This window comes from Actinomadura latina NBRC 106108, from assembly GCF_001552195.1.
Lineage (GTDB): Bacteria > Actinomycetota > Actinomycetes > Streptosporangiales > Streptosporangiaceae > Spirillospora > Spirillospora latina.
The window spans coordinates 1-15,773 of the sequence record NZ_BCQS01000039.1 but is presented as its reverse complement, the minus strand read 5'-3'; the positions used below and the strand labels follow the sequence as shown (position 1 = coordinate 15,773).

At 73.7% G+C, this 15,773-nt stretch carries 12 protein-coding genes; 8 read left to right on the top strand and 4 right to left on the bottom strand.

Translation table 11 applies throughout. From position 1 onward, the window contains the following. The first annotated feature begins 88 nt into the window (after positions 1-88). The 4 genes from AL2_RS32810 to AL2_RS32795 are packed head-to-tail and all read left to right on the top strand — an operon-like array spanning position 89 to position 4,672. The gene (locus AL2_RS32810) at positions 89-1,294 is read left to right on the top strand and encodes a branched-chain amino acid ABC transporter substrate-binding protein (RefSeq protein ID WP_067640608.1); all 1,206 of its coding nucleotides are present in this window, start codon (positions 89-91) and stop codon (positions 1,292-1,294) included. Further along, on the top strand, positions 1,294-2,193 hold the full coding sequence (locus tag AL2_RS32805; RefSeq protein WP_067640607.1) for a branched-chain amino acid ABC transporter permease: 900 nt from the start codon (positions 1,294-1,296) through the stop codon (positions 2,191-2,193). The genes AL2_RS32810 and AL2_RS32805 overlap by 1 nt, the downstream gene beginning before the upstream one ends. After that, a complete protein-coding gene (locus AL2_RS39570) occupies positions 2,190-3,941 on the top strand; it encodes a branched-chain amino acid ABC transporter ATP-binding protein/permease (protein ID WP_067640605.1) in 1,752 nt (583 codons plus the stop codon). The genes AL2_RS32805 and AL2_RS39570 overlap by 4 nt, the downstream gene beginning before the upstream one ends. After that, positions 3,938-4,672 carry an ABC transporter ATP-binding protein gene (locus tag AL2_RS32795; RefSeq protein WP_067640603.1) on the top strand — a complete coding sequence of 245 codons (735 nt, stop codon included), beginning with the start codon at positions 3,938-3,940 and terminating at the stop codon, positions 4,670-4,672. The genes AL2_RS39570 and AL2_RS32795 overlap by 4 nt, the downstream gene beginning before the upstream one ends. Here the strand turns inward: AL2_RS32795 and AL2_RS32790 are convergent. After that, complete coding sequence (locus tag AL2_RS32790) at positions 4,656-6,806, bottom strand: thiamine pyrophosphate-dependent enzyme (RefSeq protein WP_067640601.1); 2,151 nt, start codon at positions 6,804-6,806, stop codon at positions 4,656-4,658. The two genes, AL2_RS32795 and AL2_RS32790, sit on opposite strands and share 17 nt — an antisense overlap. 186 nt (positions 6,807-6,992) lie before the next feature. On the opposite strand from AL2_RS32790, the gene AL2_RS32785 reads away from it, so the two are divergent. From AL2_RS32785 to AL2_RS32775, 3 genes are all read left to right on the top strand, one after another. Continuing rightward, on the top strand, positions 6,993-8,456 hold the full coding sequence (locus tag AL2_RS32785) for an aldehyde dehydrogenase family protein (RefSeq protein WP_245667094.1): 1,464 nt from the start codon (positions 6,993-6,995) through the stop codon (positions 8,454-8,456). 84 nt (positions 8,457-8,540) lie between these two features. Further along, positions 8,541-9,686 carry an NAD(P)/FAD-dependent oxidoreductase gene (locus AL2_RS32780; protein ID WP_067640599.1) on the top strand — a complete coding sequence of 382 codons (1,146 nt, stop codon included), beginning with the start codon at positions 8,541-8,543 and terminating at the stop codon, positions 9,684-9,686. After that, positions 9,679-10,203: a Glu/Leu/Phe/Val dehydrogenase dimerization domain-containing protein gene (locus tag AL2_RS32775; RefSeq protein ID WP_210748615.1), complete on the top strand. Its 525-nt coding sequence runs from the start codon at positions 9,679-9,681 to the stop codon at positions 10,201-10,203. Before AL2_RS32780 ends, AL2_RS32775 begins: the two co-directional genes overlap by 8 nt. On the opposite strand, the gene AL2_RS32770 is transcribed toward AL2_RS32775, so the two are convergent. Both AL2_RS32770 and paaZ read right to left on the bottom strand, forming a co-directional pair. Beyond that, complete coding sequence (locus tag AL2_RS32770) at positions 10,181-11,107, bottom strand: LysR family transcriptional regulator (protein ID WP_067640595.1); 927 nt, start codon at positions 11,105-11,107, stop codon at positions 10,181-10,183. The two genes, AL2_RS32775 and AL2_RS32770, sit on opposite strands and share 23 nt — an antisense overlap. A 60-nt stretch (positions 11,108-11,167) precedes the next feature. After that, positions 11,168-13,225, bottom strand: coding sequence for a phenylacetic acid degradation bifunctional protein PaaZ (paaZ, locus tag AL2_RS32765; RefSeq protein WP_067640594.1), 2,058 nt, complete (start codon positions 13,223-13,225; stop codon positions 11,168-11,170). A 154-nt stretch (positions 13,226-13,379) separates the two neighbouring features. On the opposite strand from paaZ, the gene AL2_RS32760 reads away from it, so the two are divergent. After that, positions 13,380-14,954, top strand: a complete 1,575-nt coding sequence (locus AL2_RS32760) for an AMP-binding protein (RefSeq protein ID WP_067640592.1) — start codon at positions 13,380-13,382, stop codon at positions 14,952-14,954. Between the two features lie 26 nt (positions 14,955-14,980). Here the strand turns inward: AL2_RS32760 and AL2_RS32755 are convergent, their stop codons facing one another. Further along, positions 14,981-15,655: a hypothetical protein gene (locus AL2_RS32755; protein ID WP_157438516.1), complete on the bottom strand. Its 675-nt coding sequence runs from the start codon at positions 15,653-15,655 to the stop codon at positions 14,981-14,983. Positions 15,656-15,773 lie beyond the last annotated feature (118 nt).

The window sequence follows — 15,773 nt, the reverse complement described above, 5'->3', positions numbered from 1 at the left end:
ATGAGATCGCATGCTCGGCCGCCTCGACGGCCGTCCCGGGACGTTTCACGCTGGCATCATCCGGCCCGCGAGCGACGGAGATGCGCCGATGAACCCACTGACACCGCGGGACCGCGGACGCCGGTTCCGTCTCCTCACCGCGACCGGCGCGGGGCTGCTGCTCGTGCCGCTCGCCGCGGCCTGCGGCTCCGGCGACGCGGGCGGCTCCGGCGCCGTCAAGATCGGGGTGCCGGCGCCGCTGAGCGGGGACTCCGCCTCGGCCGGGCAGGACATCCTCGCCGCCGCCAAGGTAGCCGCCGCCGAGATCGACCAGGCGGGCGGGGTGGACGGCCGCAAGATCGAGATCGTGCAGGCCGACGACCAGTGCAGCGCCCAGCAGGGCGCGCAGGCGGCGCAGAAGCTGCTGAACAGCGGGGTCGTCGCGGTCGCCGGCGGGTACTGCTCGGGCGCCGCGGTGCCGGCCATCCCGATCTACGGGCGGCGCGACGTCCCGTTCGTGATGGACGCGTCCACGAACCCGTCCCTCACCGACACCGGGAAGGGCAAGGTGTTCCGCACCTGCGGCCGCGACGACAACCAGGGCGTCGTCGCCGCGAAGTTCATGACGGGCGAGCTGCGCGCCCGGCGGGTCGCGCTGCTGCACGACAACACCACCTACGCCAAGGGCCTCGCGGACGCGACCGCGAACTCGCTCAGGCAGGTCGGCGGGCAGGTCGTCTACGAGGACGCGCTGCAGCCCGGCCAGTCCGACTACAGCCCGGTCCTGACGAAGATCGCCTCGACGAGGCCGGACGTGCTGTACTTCACCGGCTACTTCGCCGAGGCGGGCCTGCTGATGAAGCAGCGCAAGCAGCTCGGGCTGACGTTCACGCTGATGGGCGGGGACGCGACGACCGACTCGACCGTCCTGAAGACCGCGGGGTCGGCCGCCGGCGGCTACATCGCCACGACCGCGCCGCTCGCCGAGGACCTGCCCGCCGCCGGGAGGTTCGTCTCCGCGTACAAGGCCGCCAACGGCGCCGACCCGGGCCCGTTCTCGGTATACGAGTACGACGCGGTGAAGGTCGTCGCCAAGGCCATCGACGACGCCGGATCCACCAAGGGGCCGGACATCACCAAGGCCCTCCACGGGATCAAGAACTTCCCGGGCGTCACCGGTCCCATCACCTTCGACGGCAAGGGCGACCGGACCGACCCGCTCTACATCACCGTCCGGGTCCGGGGCGGCGCGTTCACCGCCTACAAGAAGCTGGACAAGAGCGGCGCCACCTGGGTGGACGCCAAGACCTCCTGATGAGCGAGTTCGTCCAGTACCTGGTGAACGGCCTGACGATCGGGGCGTTCCTGTCCCTGATCGCGCTCGGCTACTCGATGATCTACGGGGTGGTCCGCCTGATCAACTTCGCGCACGGCGACGTGTTCATGATCGGGGCGTTCGCCGGGTTCGGGACGCTGACCGCGCTCGGCGTGACGGGCGGGATGGCGCTGCCCGCGATCATCGCCGCCGTCGTGGTCGGCGCCCTCACCACCGGCGCCGTCGGCACCGGAATCGCCAAGGCCGCCTACGTCCCGCTGCTGTCCTCGCCGCGCCTGGCGCTGCTCATCTCGGCGATCGGGGTGTCGCTGGCGCTGGAGGAGGGCGTGAAGGTCCTCACCCACGCCCGGTTCAAGTCGTACCCGAACACGCTGGACGGCGGCCAGATCTTCAGCGGCGCCGTCCGCGTCACCTGGGGCCAGCTCGCCCTCGTCGTGCTGTCGGTGGCGCTGATGGCGGCACTGTGGCTGTTCGTCACCCGGACCGTGACCGGGACTGCGATGCGCGCCCTCGCGATGGACCGCGATGCCGCCCGGCTGCAGGGCATCGACGTGGAGCGCCTCATCCTGGCGACGTTCTTCATCGGGTCGCTGCTGGCGGGCGCCGCCGGCGTCATGTACGGGCTGTACTACGTGCAGATCAGCTTCGGGATGGGGTTCCTCATCGGGCTGCGCGCGTTCACCGCCGCCGTGCTCGGCGGCATCGGGAACCTGCCGGGGACGATGGTCGCGGGGGTGGCGATCGGGCTCGTCCAGTCGTTCTCCGCCGGGTACGTCTCGTCCCGCTGGACGGACGTGATCATCTTCGGGCTGCTCATCGCGGTGCTGGCGCTGCGGCCGACCGGCCTGTTCGGCGAGCGCGTCGTGGAGCGCGCATGAGGCGGCCGGCGCGCGGGGGGACGGCCGCCCGGTACGGGGGCTGGCCGCTGCTGGTCGCGCTGGCGCTGGCCGCCGGGCAGTTCCTCGACGACTACGCGCTGACCGTCGCCGGGACGATCCTGATCTACGCCATCCTGGGGCTCGGCATCAACATCGTCGTCGGGTACGCCGGGCTCCTGGACCTCGGCTTCGCGGCGTTCTTCGCGATCGGCGCCTACACGTCCGGCCTGCTGATGCTGAAGCTGGAGTGGAACTTCTGGCTGACGCTGCCCGCCTCCATCGCCGCCGCCGCGGTCGCCGGTGCGGTGATCGGGTATCCGACGCTGCGGCTGCGCAGCGACTACCTCGCGATCGTCACGCTCGGCTTCGGCGAGATCATCCGGATCACGGTGGTGAACCTGCAGGTCACCGGCGGGCCGAACGGGCTGACCGGCATCCCGCCGGTGTCGGTCGGCGGCCGCCAGATCGTCCTGCCGCAGGACTTCTTCCACCTGGCGCTCGCGTTCTTCGCCGTCGTGCTCGCCGCGACGGCGCTGCTGGCCCGGTCGCGGCTCGCCTACGCGTGGCGGGCCATCCGGGCGGACGACACGGCGGCCGAGGCGGTCGGCGTCCCGGCGCGGCGGGTGAAGCTGCTCGCCTACGTGCTCGGCGCCGTGGTCGGGGCCGTCGCCGGGCCGCTGAACGCGGCGCAGCTCGGCACCGTGGACCCGTCCAGCTTCACCTTCCTGACCTCGCTGATGATCCTGCTCGTGGTGATCATCGGCGGGATGGGCTCCCGGCCGGGCGTCATGATCGGCGCGGTCGTCATCGTCGCACTCCCGGAGGTGCTGCGGACCGTCCAGGAGTACCGGGGGCTGTTCTTCGCGCTGCTGCTCATCCTGATCGTGATCCTGCGCCCGCAGGGGGTGTGGCCGCACCGGCCGCGCCGCCTCCGGCTCCCCGCCGAGGCCGGCCCGGCGCCGGAGCGGCCGCCCGCGGCGGGCACGCTGCTGGAGGTGGACGGCCTGGCGCGGGCGTTCGGCGGCGTCACGGCGGTGGACGGCCTCGCGCTCCGCGCGGGCGCCGGGCAGGTGGTGAGCGTGATCGGCCCGAACGGCGCGGGCAAGACGACCGCGTTCAACTGCATCACCGGGATGATCCGGCCGTCCGCCGGGACCGTGCTGCTCGCCGGGCGCAGCGTCCGCGGCCTGTCCCCGCACCGGGTCGCCGCCGCCGGGCTCGCCCGGACGTTCCAGAGCATCCGCCTGTTCGACGAGATGACGGTCGCGGAGAACGTCCTCATCGGCCGGTTCGCCCGGGACCGCGGCCTGCTGCGCCCGCCGTCGCGCGCCGACCTGGACGCGGTGCACCGCTGCCTGGACTTCGTCGGCCTGCTGGACGCGGCGGACCGCCCGGCGGGCGGGCTCCCCTACGGCGACCGGCGCCGGCTGGAGATCGCGCGGGCCCTCGCCGCCGAGCCCCGCGTCCTGCTGCTGGACGAGCCGGCGGCGGGCGCCAACCCGACCGAGAAGCGGGCGCTGATGGCGCTGATCGCCCGCATCGGCGCGCTCGGCGCCGCCGTCGTGCTGATCGAGCACGACGTGGCGCTGGTCATGTCGATCTCCGACCGGGTGACCGTCCTGGAGTACGGGCGGACGATCGCCGAGGGCCCGCCCGCCGACGTCCAGGAGGACCCGCGGGTCATCGCCGCCTACCTCGGCGTCCCGGACGACCCGGAGAGCGGCCTCGTCACGGAGGTGCCGCGTTGACGCTCTTGCGGGTGAGCGGCCTGCACAGCCGCCACGGATCGGTGGAGGCGCTGTCCGGCGTGTCGTTCGAGGTCGGCGAGGGCGAGATCGTCGCGCTGCTCGGCAGCAACGGCGCCGGCAAGACCACCGCGCTGCGGACGGTCACCGGCCTGCACCGGGCCCGGTCGGGGCGCGTCGAGTTCGGCGGCCGCGACATCACCCGGCTCGGCGCGCACAGGATCGTCGCGGCCGGGCTCGGGCACGTCCCGGAGGGGCGGCGGGTGTTCCCGGCGCTGAACGTCGCGGAGAACCTGCTGCTCGGCGGCTACCTGCGGCGCCGCGACCGGGCCGCCGTCGCGGCCCGCCGGGAGGAGGTCTACGCGATGTTCCCGCGCCTCGGCGAGCGGCGCGGGCAGCTCGCCGGGCTGCTGTCGGGCGGCGAGCAGCAGATGCTCGCGATCGGCCGGGCGCTGATGCTGCGGCCCCGGCTGCTGGCGCTGGACGAGCCGACGATGGGCCTCGCGCCGCAGACGGCGCAGCGGGTGCTGCGGGTCGTCCGGGAGATCAGGGAGCAGGGCACGACGATCCTGATCGTGGAGCAGAACGCGCACCAGACGCTGCGCCTCGCCGACCGCGCCTACGTCCTGGAGACCGGACGGATCGTCCTGGAGGGCCGCGCCTCCGCCCTCGCGCGCGACGACCGCGTCAAGGCCGCCTACCTCGGCGGCGACCCCGTCATCGAGGGGACCTGACGAGCTTCTCCGCCGCGTCCTCGACCGCCTTCTCGGAGAGCAGGACGTGGCCGGCGGCGCCGCCGAGCGGGATGAAGCTGTCCTCGCTCGTGACCCTGGCCGCCCGCCCCTGGAAACCGGCGTCGGCGAGCGCGGCCAGGACGCCTTCGGACACGCCGCCGGTGCGGCGCGTCTCGTCCGCGATCAGGACGGCCCCGGTGGCGCGCGCCTCGCGGAGCAGGTCGTCGACGGGCAGCGGGGCCAGCCAGCGCAGGTCGAGCACCCGGCACCGGACGCCCCCGGCCGCGAGGCGGCGCGCGGCCCGCAGGCTCATGCGCAGGCCGTTGGCGAACGTGACGATGGTGAGGTCGCGGCCGTCCCCGTAGGTGCGGGCCCTGCCGACCGGCACCGTGCCCCGGGCCGGGGCCAGCCAGCCGCCGTCGCCCTCCTCGTGCAGGTCGCGGACGTGGTAGAGCGCGATGGGCTCCAGCATCACGCAGACGCGGCCGCCGGCCTCGGCGGCGTCCGCGCAGGCGCGCAGCATCCCGGCGGCGTCGTCGGGGCGGGACGGTGACGCGATGATGATCCCCGGGATGTCGCGGAGCGCGGCCACCGCGTTGTCGTTGTGGAAGTGGCCGCCGAAACCCTTCTGGTAGGCATATCCGGCGATGCGCACGACCATGGGGTTGCGGTACCGGCCGGACGAGAAGAACGGCAGCGTCGCCGCCTCGCCCCGGATCTGGTCGGCCGCGTTGTGCAGGTACGCGAGGTACTGGATCTCCGGTACCGGCAGCATCCCGGCGAGCCCGAACCCGAGGGCGAGCCCGAGGATCGACTGCTCGTCCAGGATCGTGTCGAACACCCGCGCCGCCCCGGCCTTTCTCATCAGCCCGCGGGTGACCCCGTAGACGCCGCCCTTGCGCGCCACGTCCTCCCCGAACACGACCATGCCGTGGCGCTCGTCCAGCAGCTCGCCGAGCGTCCGGTTGATCGCCTGCGCCACCGTGACTCTCTCCCCTGCCGCGTCTCCCGTCGCCGTGCGGGGCCGCGCCGCGCCGGGAACCCCGGCCCCGGCGCCCTTGAGCGGTGCCATGACCTCGGCCGCGGACGAGAGGCCGGGTGCGCCGGCGACCTCGGCCGCCAGAGCCATGACCTCCGCGCGCTTGGCCTCGTAGCGGTCGATGATCTCGGCCGGTGTGGCCGCTCCCTGCCCGACGAGGAGGCGGGCGGTCCGGAGGAGGGGGTCGCGGCGGAGATCGGCGGCAAGGTCGGCGGGAGTCCGGTAGGACGATTCGACGTCGGAGCCGGCGTGGCCCATCAGGCGGACGGTGCGCAGGTGCAGGAACGCGGGGCGGCGGTGCTCGCGGACCCACGCGGCGGCCTGCGCGGACACGGCGTAGGCGTCGGCGAGGTCGCAGCCGTCGGCGTGGAAGTAGGCGAGGCCGGGGCGCGAGCCGTAGGCGGCGTGGACCCAGCCGGGCGGGGTGCGGACGCTGATCCCGATGCCGTTGTCCTCGCAGACGAGGAGGAGGGGCAGCGGCAGGCCCTGGTAACCGCAGTTGACGGCCGCGTTGACGGCGCCCGTGGCGGTGGAGTGGTTGGCGGACGCGTCGCCGAAGCTGCACACGGTGACGGCGTCGCGCGGCCACGGCGTTTCGAGGCCGAGGCGGGCGGCGCGTTCGATCGCGAACGCCACGCCGAGCGCGCGCGGGAGGTGCGAGGCGATGGTCGATGTCTGCGGGATGACGTTCAGCGGGTGGCTTCCGAAGACTTTGTGGCGTCCGCCCGCGATGGGCTCCTCGGCGGCGGCGACCAGGCCGAGGAGCACGTCGCGGAGAGGGGTCTGGCCGGGGACCTGGCGCGCGCGCTCCAGGAAGAAGGCCCCCGAGCGGTAGTGCAGCAGCGCCGGGTCGCCGGGGCGGAGCACCGCGGCGACGGCGGCGTTGCCCTCGTGGCCGGACGAGCCGATCGTGTAGAAGCCGTGGCCCCGCGACTGGAGCCACCGGGCGGCCAGGTCGAGGTGGCGGCTGCCGAGCTGGGCGTCGAACAGCTCCAGGGCGCGCTCACCCGTCAGCGGCCCGGCGGGAGCGGGTGAACTCGGCGCTGCGAGGGAAGCGGCCGCCTCCAGGAAGTGGGCGTCGGCGGGTTCGGCCATGCGTCGAGCATCGGACGCGGGCGGTGCCGCGGCCAAGCCGGGCGAGGGCGCGAACCGGTGGGGACTTGGCCAAGGATCGCTTAACGCCCGCCCCGGGAGAGGCTCAGCCTGGCTTGGCCTCGCGGTAAGGAAGCCGTGCTCTGCCCGATCTTGGCTCGGGCGCCGTGGTCCGTTCACGCTGGGATGGTGCTCTCCTCCGTCATCGGCGGCGCCCGCGTTCCGGCGGGGCCGCGCTCGTACCGTTCCACCGACCCGTCCCGCACGTCCGAGACGGTCGCCGAGGTGTCCCTCGCGGACGCGGGCGACCTCGTCCGCGCCTGCCGGGCCGCCCGCGCGGCCCAGGACGCCTGGCGGGACGTGCCGCCGCCCGTCCGCGGCCAGGCCGTCGCCGCGATCGGCCGGCTGGTCGAGGCGAACAAGGCGGCACTGGCCCGCGTGGTGACCCGGGAGGTCGGCAAGCCGTACGCCGAGGCGCTCGGCGAGGTTCAGGAGATCGCCGACACCTGCGCGTTCTTCCTCGGCGAGGGGCGGCGGCTGTACGGGCAGACCGTGCCGTCCGAGATGCCCGACAAGCAGCTGTTCACGTTCCGCGACCCGGTCGGCGTCGTCGCCGTCATCACGGCGGGGAACTTCCCGGTCGCGGTCCCGTCCTGGTACGTCGTCCCGGCTCTGCTGTGCGGGAACGCGGTGGTGTGGAAGCCCGCGGAGTACGCGGCGGCCTGCGCCGAGGCGTTCTACGAGCTGTTCGCGCACGCCGGGCTGCCGGACGGCGTCCTCAACGTCGTGTACGCGGACGGGCCGGAGACGTTCGCCGGGCTCGGGCAGGCCCTTGACGAGGGGCTCGTCGACAAGGTCGGCTTCACCGGCTCCACCGAGGCCGGGTCGCGGATCGGCGAGCTCTGCGGCCGCCACCTCCAGTCGCCGTGCCTGGAGCTGGGCGGCAAGAACCCGATGGTCGTCACGGAGGACGCCGACCTGCCGCTCGCCGTCGAGGGCGCGCTGTTCTCCGGGTTCGGGACGGCCGGGCAGCGCTGCACGTCCCTCGGCACGGCGATCGTGCACGCGTCGGTGCACGGCGACTTCGTGCGGCTGCTGGACGAGGCGACACGGGCCGCGGTCGTCGGCGACCCGGCCGGCGACGTCCTGTACGGGCCGATGATCAGCGAGCGGTTCGCGGACGGCTTCGAGAAGACCCTCGGCTGGATCGGGCCGGGCCACACCCTCCACGGCTCGACCGGGACCGGGCGGATCACGGCGGCGAACCCGCGCCGGGGCTTCACCGGCGACGCCGAGCACGGGCTGTACTACCACCCGGTGATCGCGGACGGGGTCGGCCCCGGCGACGAGCTGTTCATGACCGAGACGTTCGGTCCCATCATCGGCGTCGCCGCCTACCGGACGCTCGATGAGGCGATCACGCTCGCCAACGCCCCCGGCTACGGCCTCTCCGCGTCGATCTACACGACCGACCCGGCGAAGGCGTTCGCGTTCCGGCGGCGGATCTCGGCCGGGATGGTGAGCGTGAACAACTCGACGTCCGGCGCGGAGGCGCACCTGCCGTTCGGCGGCAACGGGCGGTCGGGCAACGGCGGCCGCCAGTCGGGCCTCTGGGTGCTGGACCAGTTCACCCGCTGGCAGTCGATGAACTGAGACTACTCGGGACGGCTGCAGAAGGCGCAGATGGACGTCCTGGAGATCGATCCCGACCTCGGCTTCCGCCTCTAGGAGCCGGGTGTGGAGACCGAGGCGGAGGTCGTCATCGTCGGCGGCGGGGTCATGGGCACGAGCATCGCGTTCCACCTCGCCGAGGCCGGCGTGCGGGGCGTGGTGCTCATCGAGCGGAACGAGCTGGGATCCGGCTCTACCTGCAAGGCGGCGGGCGGGGTGCGGGCGCAGTTCTCCGACGAGGTCAACATCCGGCTCGGCGCCCGCAGCCTGGAGGCGTTCGCCCGGTTCGGCGAGCGTCCCGGCCAGGAGATCGACCTGCACCGGGTCGGGTACCTGTTCCTGCTGTCCCGGCCGGAGGACGTCGCGTCGTTCGAGCGCGGCGTCGCCCTGCAGAACGAGCTGGGCGTGCCGAGCCGGATGGTCCCGGTGGAGGAGGCGCACCGGCTGTCCCCGCTGATCAGCGCCGACGGGCTGCTCGCCGCCGCCTTCTCCCCCGACGACGGGCACTGCACGCCGGAGTCGGTCGTCCTCGGGTACGCGACGGGCGCGCGGCGGCACGGCGCGGTGATCCGCACGCACTGCGAGGTCCTCGGCATCGAGACGCGCGGCGGCGAGATCACGGCGGTCGAGACCTCGCGGGGGCGCATCGCGACGTCCGCGGTCGTCTGCGCGGCCGGCGCCTGGTCGGCGGCGGTCGGCGCGATGGCGGGCGCCCGCCTGCCGGTGGAGCCGCTGCGCCGCCAGATCGTGTTCACCGAGCCGCTGCCCGATCTGCCGCGCCCGGTGCCGATGACGATCGACTTCACCTCGTCGTTCTACTTCCACGCGGAGGGCGAGGGGCTGATGCTCGGCATGTCCGATCCGGAGGAGACGCCGGGTTTCGCGCTGGACCTCTCCGACGCGTGGCTGCCCCGTCTCACCGGGGCGATCGGCGCCCGCGCACCCCGGCTGCTCGACGTCGGGCTGACCGGCGGATGGGCGGGCCTCTACGAGGTCACCCCCGACCACAACGCCCTCATCGGCGAGGACGAGCACGTGTCCCGGTTCCTGTACGCGACGGGCTTCTCCGGCCACGGGTTCCTGCAGGGACCGGCCGTCGGCGAGGTGATCCGGGACCTGTATCTGGGCCGGGAGCCGTTCACCGACATCGCTCCCCTGCACGCCGCGCGGTTCGCCCGCGACCGCCTCCGCCCGGAGGCCAACCGTGTCTGACGTGCTCTCGCTGATGGACGAGTGGGGCCCCGAGCGCGTCGTCTGCGTGTCCGACACCCGGACCGGGATGCGCGGCGTCCTGGCCTTCGCCAACACCGCCCGCGGGATGGGCAAGGGCGGCATGCGGATGAGCCCGGCGGTCACGGTCGCCGAGGTGGCGCGGCTGGCGCGCGTGATGACGTACAAGTGGGCGGGCGTCGACCTGTTCTTCGGCGGCGCGAAGGCCGGGATCGCGGCGGCCCGGCGGGCCGCGCGCGGCGTCTCGGTCGTCCCGGACTTCGTCGCGAACGCGGGCGGCGTCGTCGCGGCCGGGTTCGCGATGGACGCCCGCTACTCCGCCTTCCGTCCCGACCCCGGCGCCGTGTTCGCGGCGGTCTCGGCGAAGATGCGGGAGAACACCGCGAAGGTCCTCACCGCCGCGCACGCGCAGGGCACGACCACGCACGAGGCGGCCGTCGTGCTCGCCCAGGAACGGGTCCGGGCCGCGATGGAGCTCAAGGGCCGGTGGCGCCGCTGATCTCCGCCTGGACGCAGCGGGCGACCTCGGCGAGGCCCCGCATGGCGTCCTTGACCAGCGGGTTCGTGTTCGTGGCGCGGCGCAGTACGGTCACGTGCCGGCGCGGGCTGCGGCGGCTGAGCCGCAGCGTCCGCAGGCCCGGCGCGGGCACGCAGCCGAGCGCCGGGACGAGCGCGATGCCGAGACCGCAGCCGACGAGCCCGCACACCACCGCGTAGTCGTTGCTGCGGAACGCGATGTTGGGCGTGAACCCGGCGGTGCCGCACAGCCGCAGCAGCGCCTGCGCGCCGCTGCTCTCCGGCCGGCTCGCGATCCACGTCTCCGCCCGCAGGTCCCGCAGCCGGACGGTGCGTCCCGCGGACAGCGGATGCTCCTGCGGCATGCACAGCACGAGGTGCTCGTCCATCACCGGCGTCTCGATGATCTGGTCGGGCCAGGTGCGCGGGAACAGGTCGTACCGGTAGACGAACTGGAGGTCGAGGTCGCCGTCGAGGAGTTCGGGCAGCAGCTCGTCCGGCTCCCCCTCCGACAGCGTGATCTCGAGGCCGGGCCGGATCCGGGACAGCTCCGCCAGCACCCGCGGCAGGATGCGGGCGCTGGCGGTCGGGAAGCTGCCGAGCTGCAGCGCGCCGCGCTCGCCGCTGGCGACGGTGCGCAGCTCGCGTTCCAGCGTGTCGAGCGCCGACAGCACGTCGTTGCCCTTGCTGACCAGCAGGAACGCGGCGCTGGTCGGCCGGACGCTGCGCGCCCGGCGCTCGAACAGCACCAGGCCGCAGGCGCGTTCCAGCGCGGCGACCTGCTGGGACACGGCGGACGCGGTGTACCCGAGGTTGCGGGCGGCGTCCGCGAACGAGCCGGTGCGGACGACCTCGCGCACCGTCTGGATGTGCAGGGGACTGATCATGGGCGCACCCCGTTCACCAGTGCCTGTGCCGTCTCCCCGCGGACGCCTGTCCTTCCATGGTCAGTCGTGCCTCGGTCGTTTGGCCACCAGCGTCAGGACGTCGTACTTGGCGACCGAGGCGCCCTCCTGGTTGGTGACGTCGGTGTCCCAGCGGACCTCGCCGTGGCCGGCGCCCTCGCGCGGGGTGATCTGCTTGGCGGTGAGGGTGACGGTCAGCTCGTCGCCCGGCTTGACCGGGGTGAGGAACCGCAGCCTTTCCAGCCCGTAGTTCGCCAGGACGGGCCCGGGGGGCGGGTCCACGAACAGCCCGGCCGCGAAGGACACGACGAGGTAGCCGTGCGCGACGCGTCCGCCGAAGAACGGGTTCGCCTTCGCGGCCTCCTCGTCCATGTGGGCGTAGAAGGTGTCGCCGGTGAACTCGGCGAAATGCTCGACGTCGTCCAGGGTGACCGTGCGGGGGCCGCCGACGGCGGTGTCGCCGGGGCACAGGTCCTCCAGGTACTTGCGGAACGGGTGCTCGTCGGTGACCGTCCGGTCGGTGCCGGGCACCCAGCGCCCGGTGATCGAGGTGAGCATCGCGGGCCCGGACTGGACGGCGGTGCGCCGCATGTGGTGCACGACCCCGCGGATCCCGCCCATCTCCTCGCCGCCGCCGGCGCGGCCGGGGCCGCCGTGGACGAGCGGCGGGAGCGGCGACCCGTGCCCGGTCGACTCCTTGTCGTCCTCGGTGTTCAGCACGAGCAGGCGCCCGTGCCAGGGCGCGGTGCCGAGAACGACGTCGCGGGCGAAGTCCGCGTCGCCGGTGACGACCGAGCCGACGAGGCTGCCGCGCCCCCGCGCGGCCAGCTCGACCGCCTCGTCCGCGCCCTCGTAGGGGAGCAGGGTGCTGACCGGGCCGAACGCCTCCACCTCGTGCGGCTCGGCGCGGGCGGCGTCGTCGGCGCGCAGCAGGATCGGCGAGATGAACGCGCCGCGCTCCGCGTCCGCGCCGACGACGTCGACGTGCTCGGGGTCGCCGTAGACGACGCGGCCGGCGTCCATGAGCGCCTTCAGGGAGCGCCGCACCTCCTCGCGCTGGCCGAGGGTGGCGAGGGCGCCCATCCGCACGTCCGGGTCGGCCGGGTCGCCGACCGTCACCGCCGACAACCGGTCGCGGACGGCCTCGGTCACGTCGTCCATCAGCGCGGCGGGGACGAGCGCGCGGCGGATCGCGGTGCACTTCTGGCCCGCCTTCACCGTCATCTCCTGGACGAGCTGCCCGACGTAGAGGTCGAACTCCCTCGTGCCGGGCTCGGCGTCCGGTCCGAGGATGGAGCAGTTCAGCGAGTCGGCCTCGGCGTTGAACCGCACCGCGTTGCCCGCGATCGCCGGGTGGGTGCGCAGCAGCCGGGCGGTGGACGCCGAGCCGGTGAACCCGACGATGTCCTGCTCGGTGAGGTGGTCGAGCAGGTCGCGCGGGTCGCCGCAGACCATCTGCACCGTGCCCTCCGGCAGGATGCCCGACTCGACGATCAGCTCGACCAGCCGGGCGGTCAGGTAGGCGGTCTGGCTCGCCGGCTTGACCAGGCTCGGCACCCCGGCGAGGAACGCGGGCGCCAGCTTTTCGAGGGGCCCCCACACCGGGAAGTTGAACGCGTTGATCTGCACCGCGACGCCCCGCGACGGCGTGCACAGGTGCTGCCCGACGAACGTCCCGCCCTTGCCGAGCGGCTCGACGTCGCCCTCGATCAGCACCCGGTCGTTCGGCAGCTCGCGCCTCCCCTTGCTCGCATAGCCGAACAGGACCCCGATGCCGCCGTCCACGTCGAACCTCGCGTCGTTCAGCGTGGCGCCCGTCCGGGCCGACAGCGCGTACAGCTCCTCGCGGTGCTCCCGCAGGTGCGAGGCGAGCGCCTTCAGCAGCGCCGCGCGCTGGTGGAACGTCAGCTCCCGCAGCACCGGGCCGCCGACCTCCCGCCCGTACCGGAGAGCGGCGCCCATGTCGACGCCCGACGACGAGATCCGGGCGATCTCCTCCCCCGTGACGGCGTCGTGCAGCGGCGCGCCCTCGCCGTCCGGAGCACGCCATGAACCCGACACATAACTGCGCAGCACGACCACCGGGACCTCCTCGTCCATATCTCCTGAGTCTTCCTGCCACCTTCGGGCGTCGTTCACGCCTCGCAGGGATGACAGCCGGGAGGGGTTCCGTTTGTGTACTCATGGGCGATCTGGGGTGAATCAGAGGAACATTTCTTGTGGATCTGTTCCCCGGTTCACTACGCTGCGGCGCATGCTGCTCCGCACCCGGGCCATCGCCGAGCTGACCGCGCTCCGGGCCGCCGCCCGCGCCGGGATGATCGGCCCGATGCCGCCGAAGGCGCTGATCTCGACGGCCCGGGCGATGCGCGCCTACGGTCCGCTCGGTGCCGCCACGGCCGTGCCCGCCCACCGCTTCCCCACCCGGACGGGCCTCGTCGACGACCGCGGGACCCTCACGTTCGCCGAGCTGGACGGCCGCTGCAACGCCCTGGCCAACGCCCTCCTCGCCCGCGGCATCGGCGCCGGGAGCACGGTGGGCGTCCTGTGCCGCAACCACCGCGGCCTGCTGGAGGCGATGTCGGGAGCGGCGAAGACGGGCGCGTCCGTCCTGTTCCTCAACACCGACTTCGCCGCGCCGCAACTCCGCGACGCCGTCGAGCGCGAGGGCGTCACCGCCCTCCTGCACGACGACGAGTTCACCTCCCTCATGGACGGCCTGGACCTGCCCCGCTTCGCCGAGTCGGACATGGACGACCTCATCGGCGGCGCCGACGCCGCCCCGCCGCCCGCGCCGTCCCGGCACGGCTCGATGGTGATCCTCACGAGCGGCACGTCGGGACGCCCGAAGGGCGCGCCGCGCGCGCAGCCGCGCTCACTGGCGCTGCCCGGCGGGATCCTGTCGAAGGTGCCGTTCCGCAGCGGCGGGACGATGTTCGTCGGCCCGCCCCTGTTCCACGGCCTGGGCCTCACCATGGCCCTGCTGGCACTGGGGCTCGGGTCGACCCTCGTCCTGCGCCGCCGCTTCGACGCCGCGGGCGTGCTGGACGACCTGGAGAAGCACCGCTGCACCTCGTTCATCGCCGTCCCGGTGATGCTCAGCCGCATCCTCGCCGTGCCCGGCGTGGAGACCCGCGACCTGTCCCGGCTCAGCGTGGTCCTGACGGGCGGGGCACGGCTGGACGCCGGGCTCGGCGGCCGCGCCCTCGCCGCGTTCGGCCCGTCCCTCTACAACTTCTACGGCTCGACCGAGGCGTCCTGCATCACGATCGCCACCCCGGACGAGCTGGCCGCCGCGCCCGGCTGCGCCGGCCGCCCGCCCGCCGGCACCCGGGTCGCGATCCTCGGCGACGACGACCGCCCCGTCCCGCCCGGCGCCACCGGGCGGATCTTCGTGGACACCCCGGCGCGGTTCGGCGGCTACACGGGCGGCGGCGGCAAGGACGAGGCCGGCGGCCTGATGGCGGTCGGCGACCTCGGCCGCCTCGACGCCGCCGGCCGCCTCCACATCGACGGCCGCGCCGACGACATGATCGTGTCCGGCGGCGAGAACGTCCATCCCGGCGAGGTCGAGGACCTCCTCGCCGCCCACCCCGGCATCGACGAGGCCGCCGTCACCGGCGTCCCCGACGAGGAGTTCGGCCAGCGCCTCCGCGCCCACGTCGTGGCGCGCGGCCTCACCGAGGACGACGTGAAGAGGCACGTCGCGGCGAACCTCGCCCGCCACAAGGTCCCCCGCGACGTGGTCTTCCTGGACGCCCTCCCGCGCAACCCGGCCGGCAAGGTCCTCAGGCACGCCCTGGAGCGGTCGTCAACTACTCGGCCCTGAAGGGACCGGGCTTGTTCCTTCGGTCCTTAGCGGGCCTGCCACCGCCGGTACCGGCCCAACCGGCGGCCTTGGTGGTTGTCGCCGTCTGAGGTGGTGGCCAGGTTGACGATGCCGCGGTCCACCCCGATCCAGTCGGCCGGCTCGAACGGCTCGGGTTCGCAGATGTCGCAGGTGGCGAGCAGGAACCACATGCCGTCCCGGTGCACCAGATCCGATTCGCCCCTGCGGTGCGCGGCCAGCATCTTGGCCTGGTCGGGCGAGCAGGCGAACGGCAGGTTCCTGCACCGCCCGGCCGTCGTCCAGATGCTGACGGTGCCCGCGTCCAACTGCCAGGACAGGCACCGGTCGTCGTAGGTGTGCGCGGCGTCCGGACGGAACACAATCGGCTTGGACTCGGCTTTGCGGCGCCGCTTGGATGCCGGGCCGCCCGGGCGGCCGTTGCGGATGGTGCCGCGCAGGGTGGTGTAGGCGTCCACGACCCGTTTGATCACGTGCTGGGCGGCCTGGGCGCCGAGCCCGGCGGCTTTGAGGTCGCCGTAGCAGAGCCTGCGCAGGGGCAGTTCACGGCAGCGGAGCCCGAACTCCTCGAAGGCCGCGGCCGAGACGTGGTTGGCGGCGGTGTTGACCTGGTGGAGGGTGTGCTCCAGTGCCGCCGCCTGCTCGGGCGTCGGCAGGAGCTTGACCTGCACCACCAGTTTCACAGTCCGTGACTGTATCATTACAGACCCTAGGTTGTGCCGGGGCCGAGACGGTGCGGCGCCGGGGCGCCGCGTCCGAGAGAAGCGATTCCTCCCGGCCCCGACGGACCGGGATTCCTCG

Excerpts from the sequence above, each read along its gene's own strand:
- AL2_RS32810 (WP_067640608.1), top strand. The coding sequence starts at position 89 with ATGAACCCACTGACACCGCGGGACCGCGGACGCCGGTTCCGTCTCCTC.
- AL2_RS32805 (WP_067640607.1), top strand. The coding sequence starts at position 1,294 with ATGAGCGAGTTCGTCCAGTACCTGGTGAACGGCCTGACGATCGGGGCG.
- AL2_RS39570 (WP_067640605.1), top strand. The coding sequence starts at position 2,190 with ATGAGGCGGCCGGCGCGCGGGGGGACGGCCGCCCGGTACGGGGGCTGG.
- AL2_RS32790 (WP_067640601.1), bottom strand. The coding sequence starts at position 6,806 with ATGGCCGAACCCGCCGACGCCCACTTCCTGGAGGCGGCCGCTTCCCTC.
- AL2_RS32770 (WP_067640595.1), bottom strand. The coding sequence starts at position 11,107 with ATGATCAGTCCCCTGCACATCCAGACGGTGCGCGAGGTCGTCCGCACC.
- paaZ (WP_067640594.1), bottom strand. The coding sequence starts at position 13,225 with ATGGACGAGGAGGTCCCGGTGGTCGTGCTGCGCAGTTATGTGTCGGGT.
- AL2_RS32760 (WP_067640592.1), top strand. The coding sequence starts at position 13,380 with ATGCTGCTCCGCACCCGGGCCATCGCCGAGCTGACCGCGCTCCGGGCC.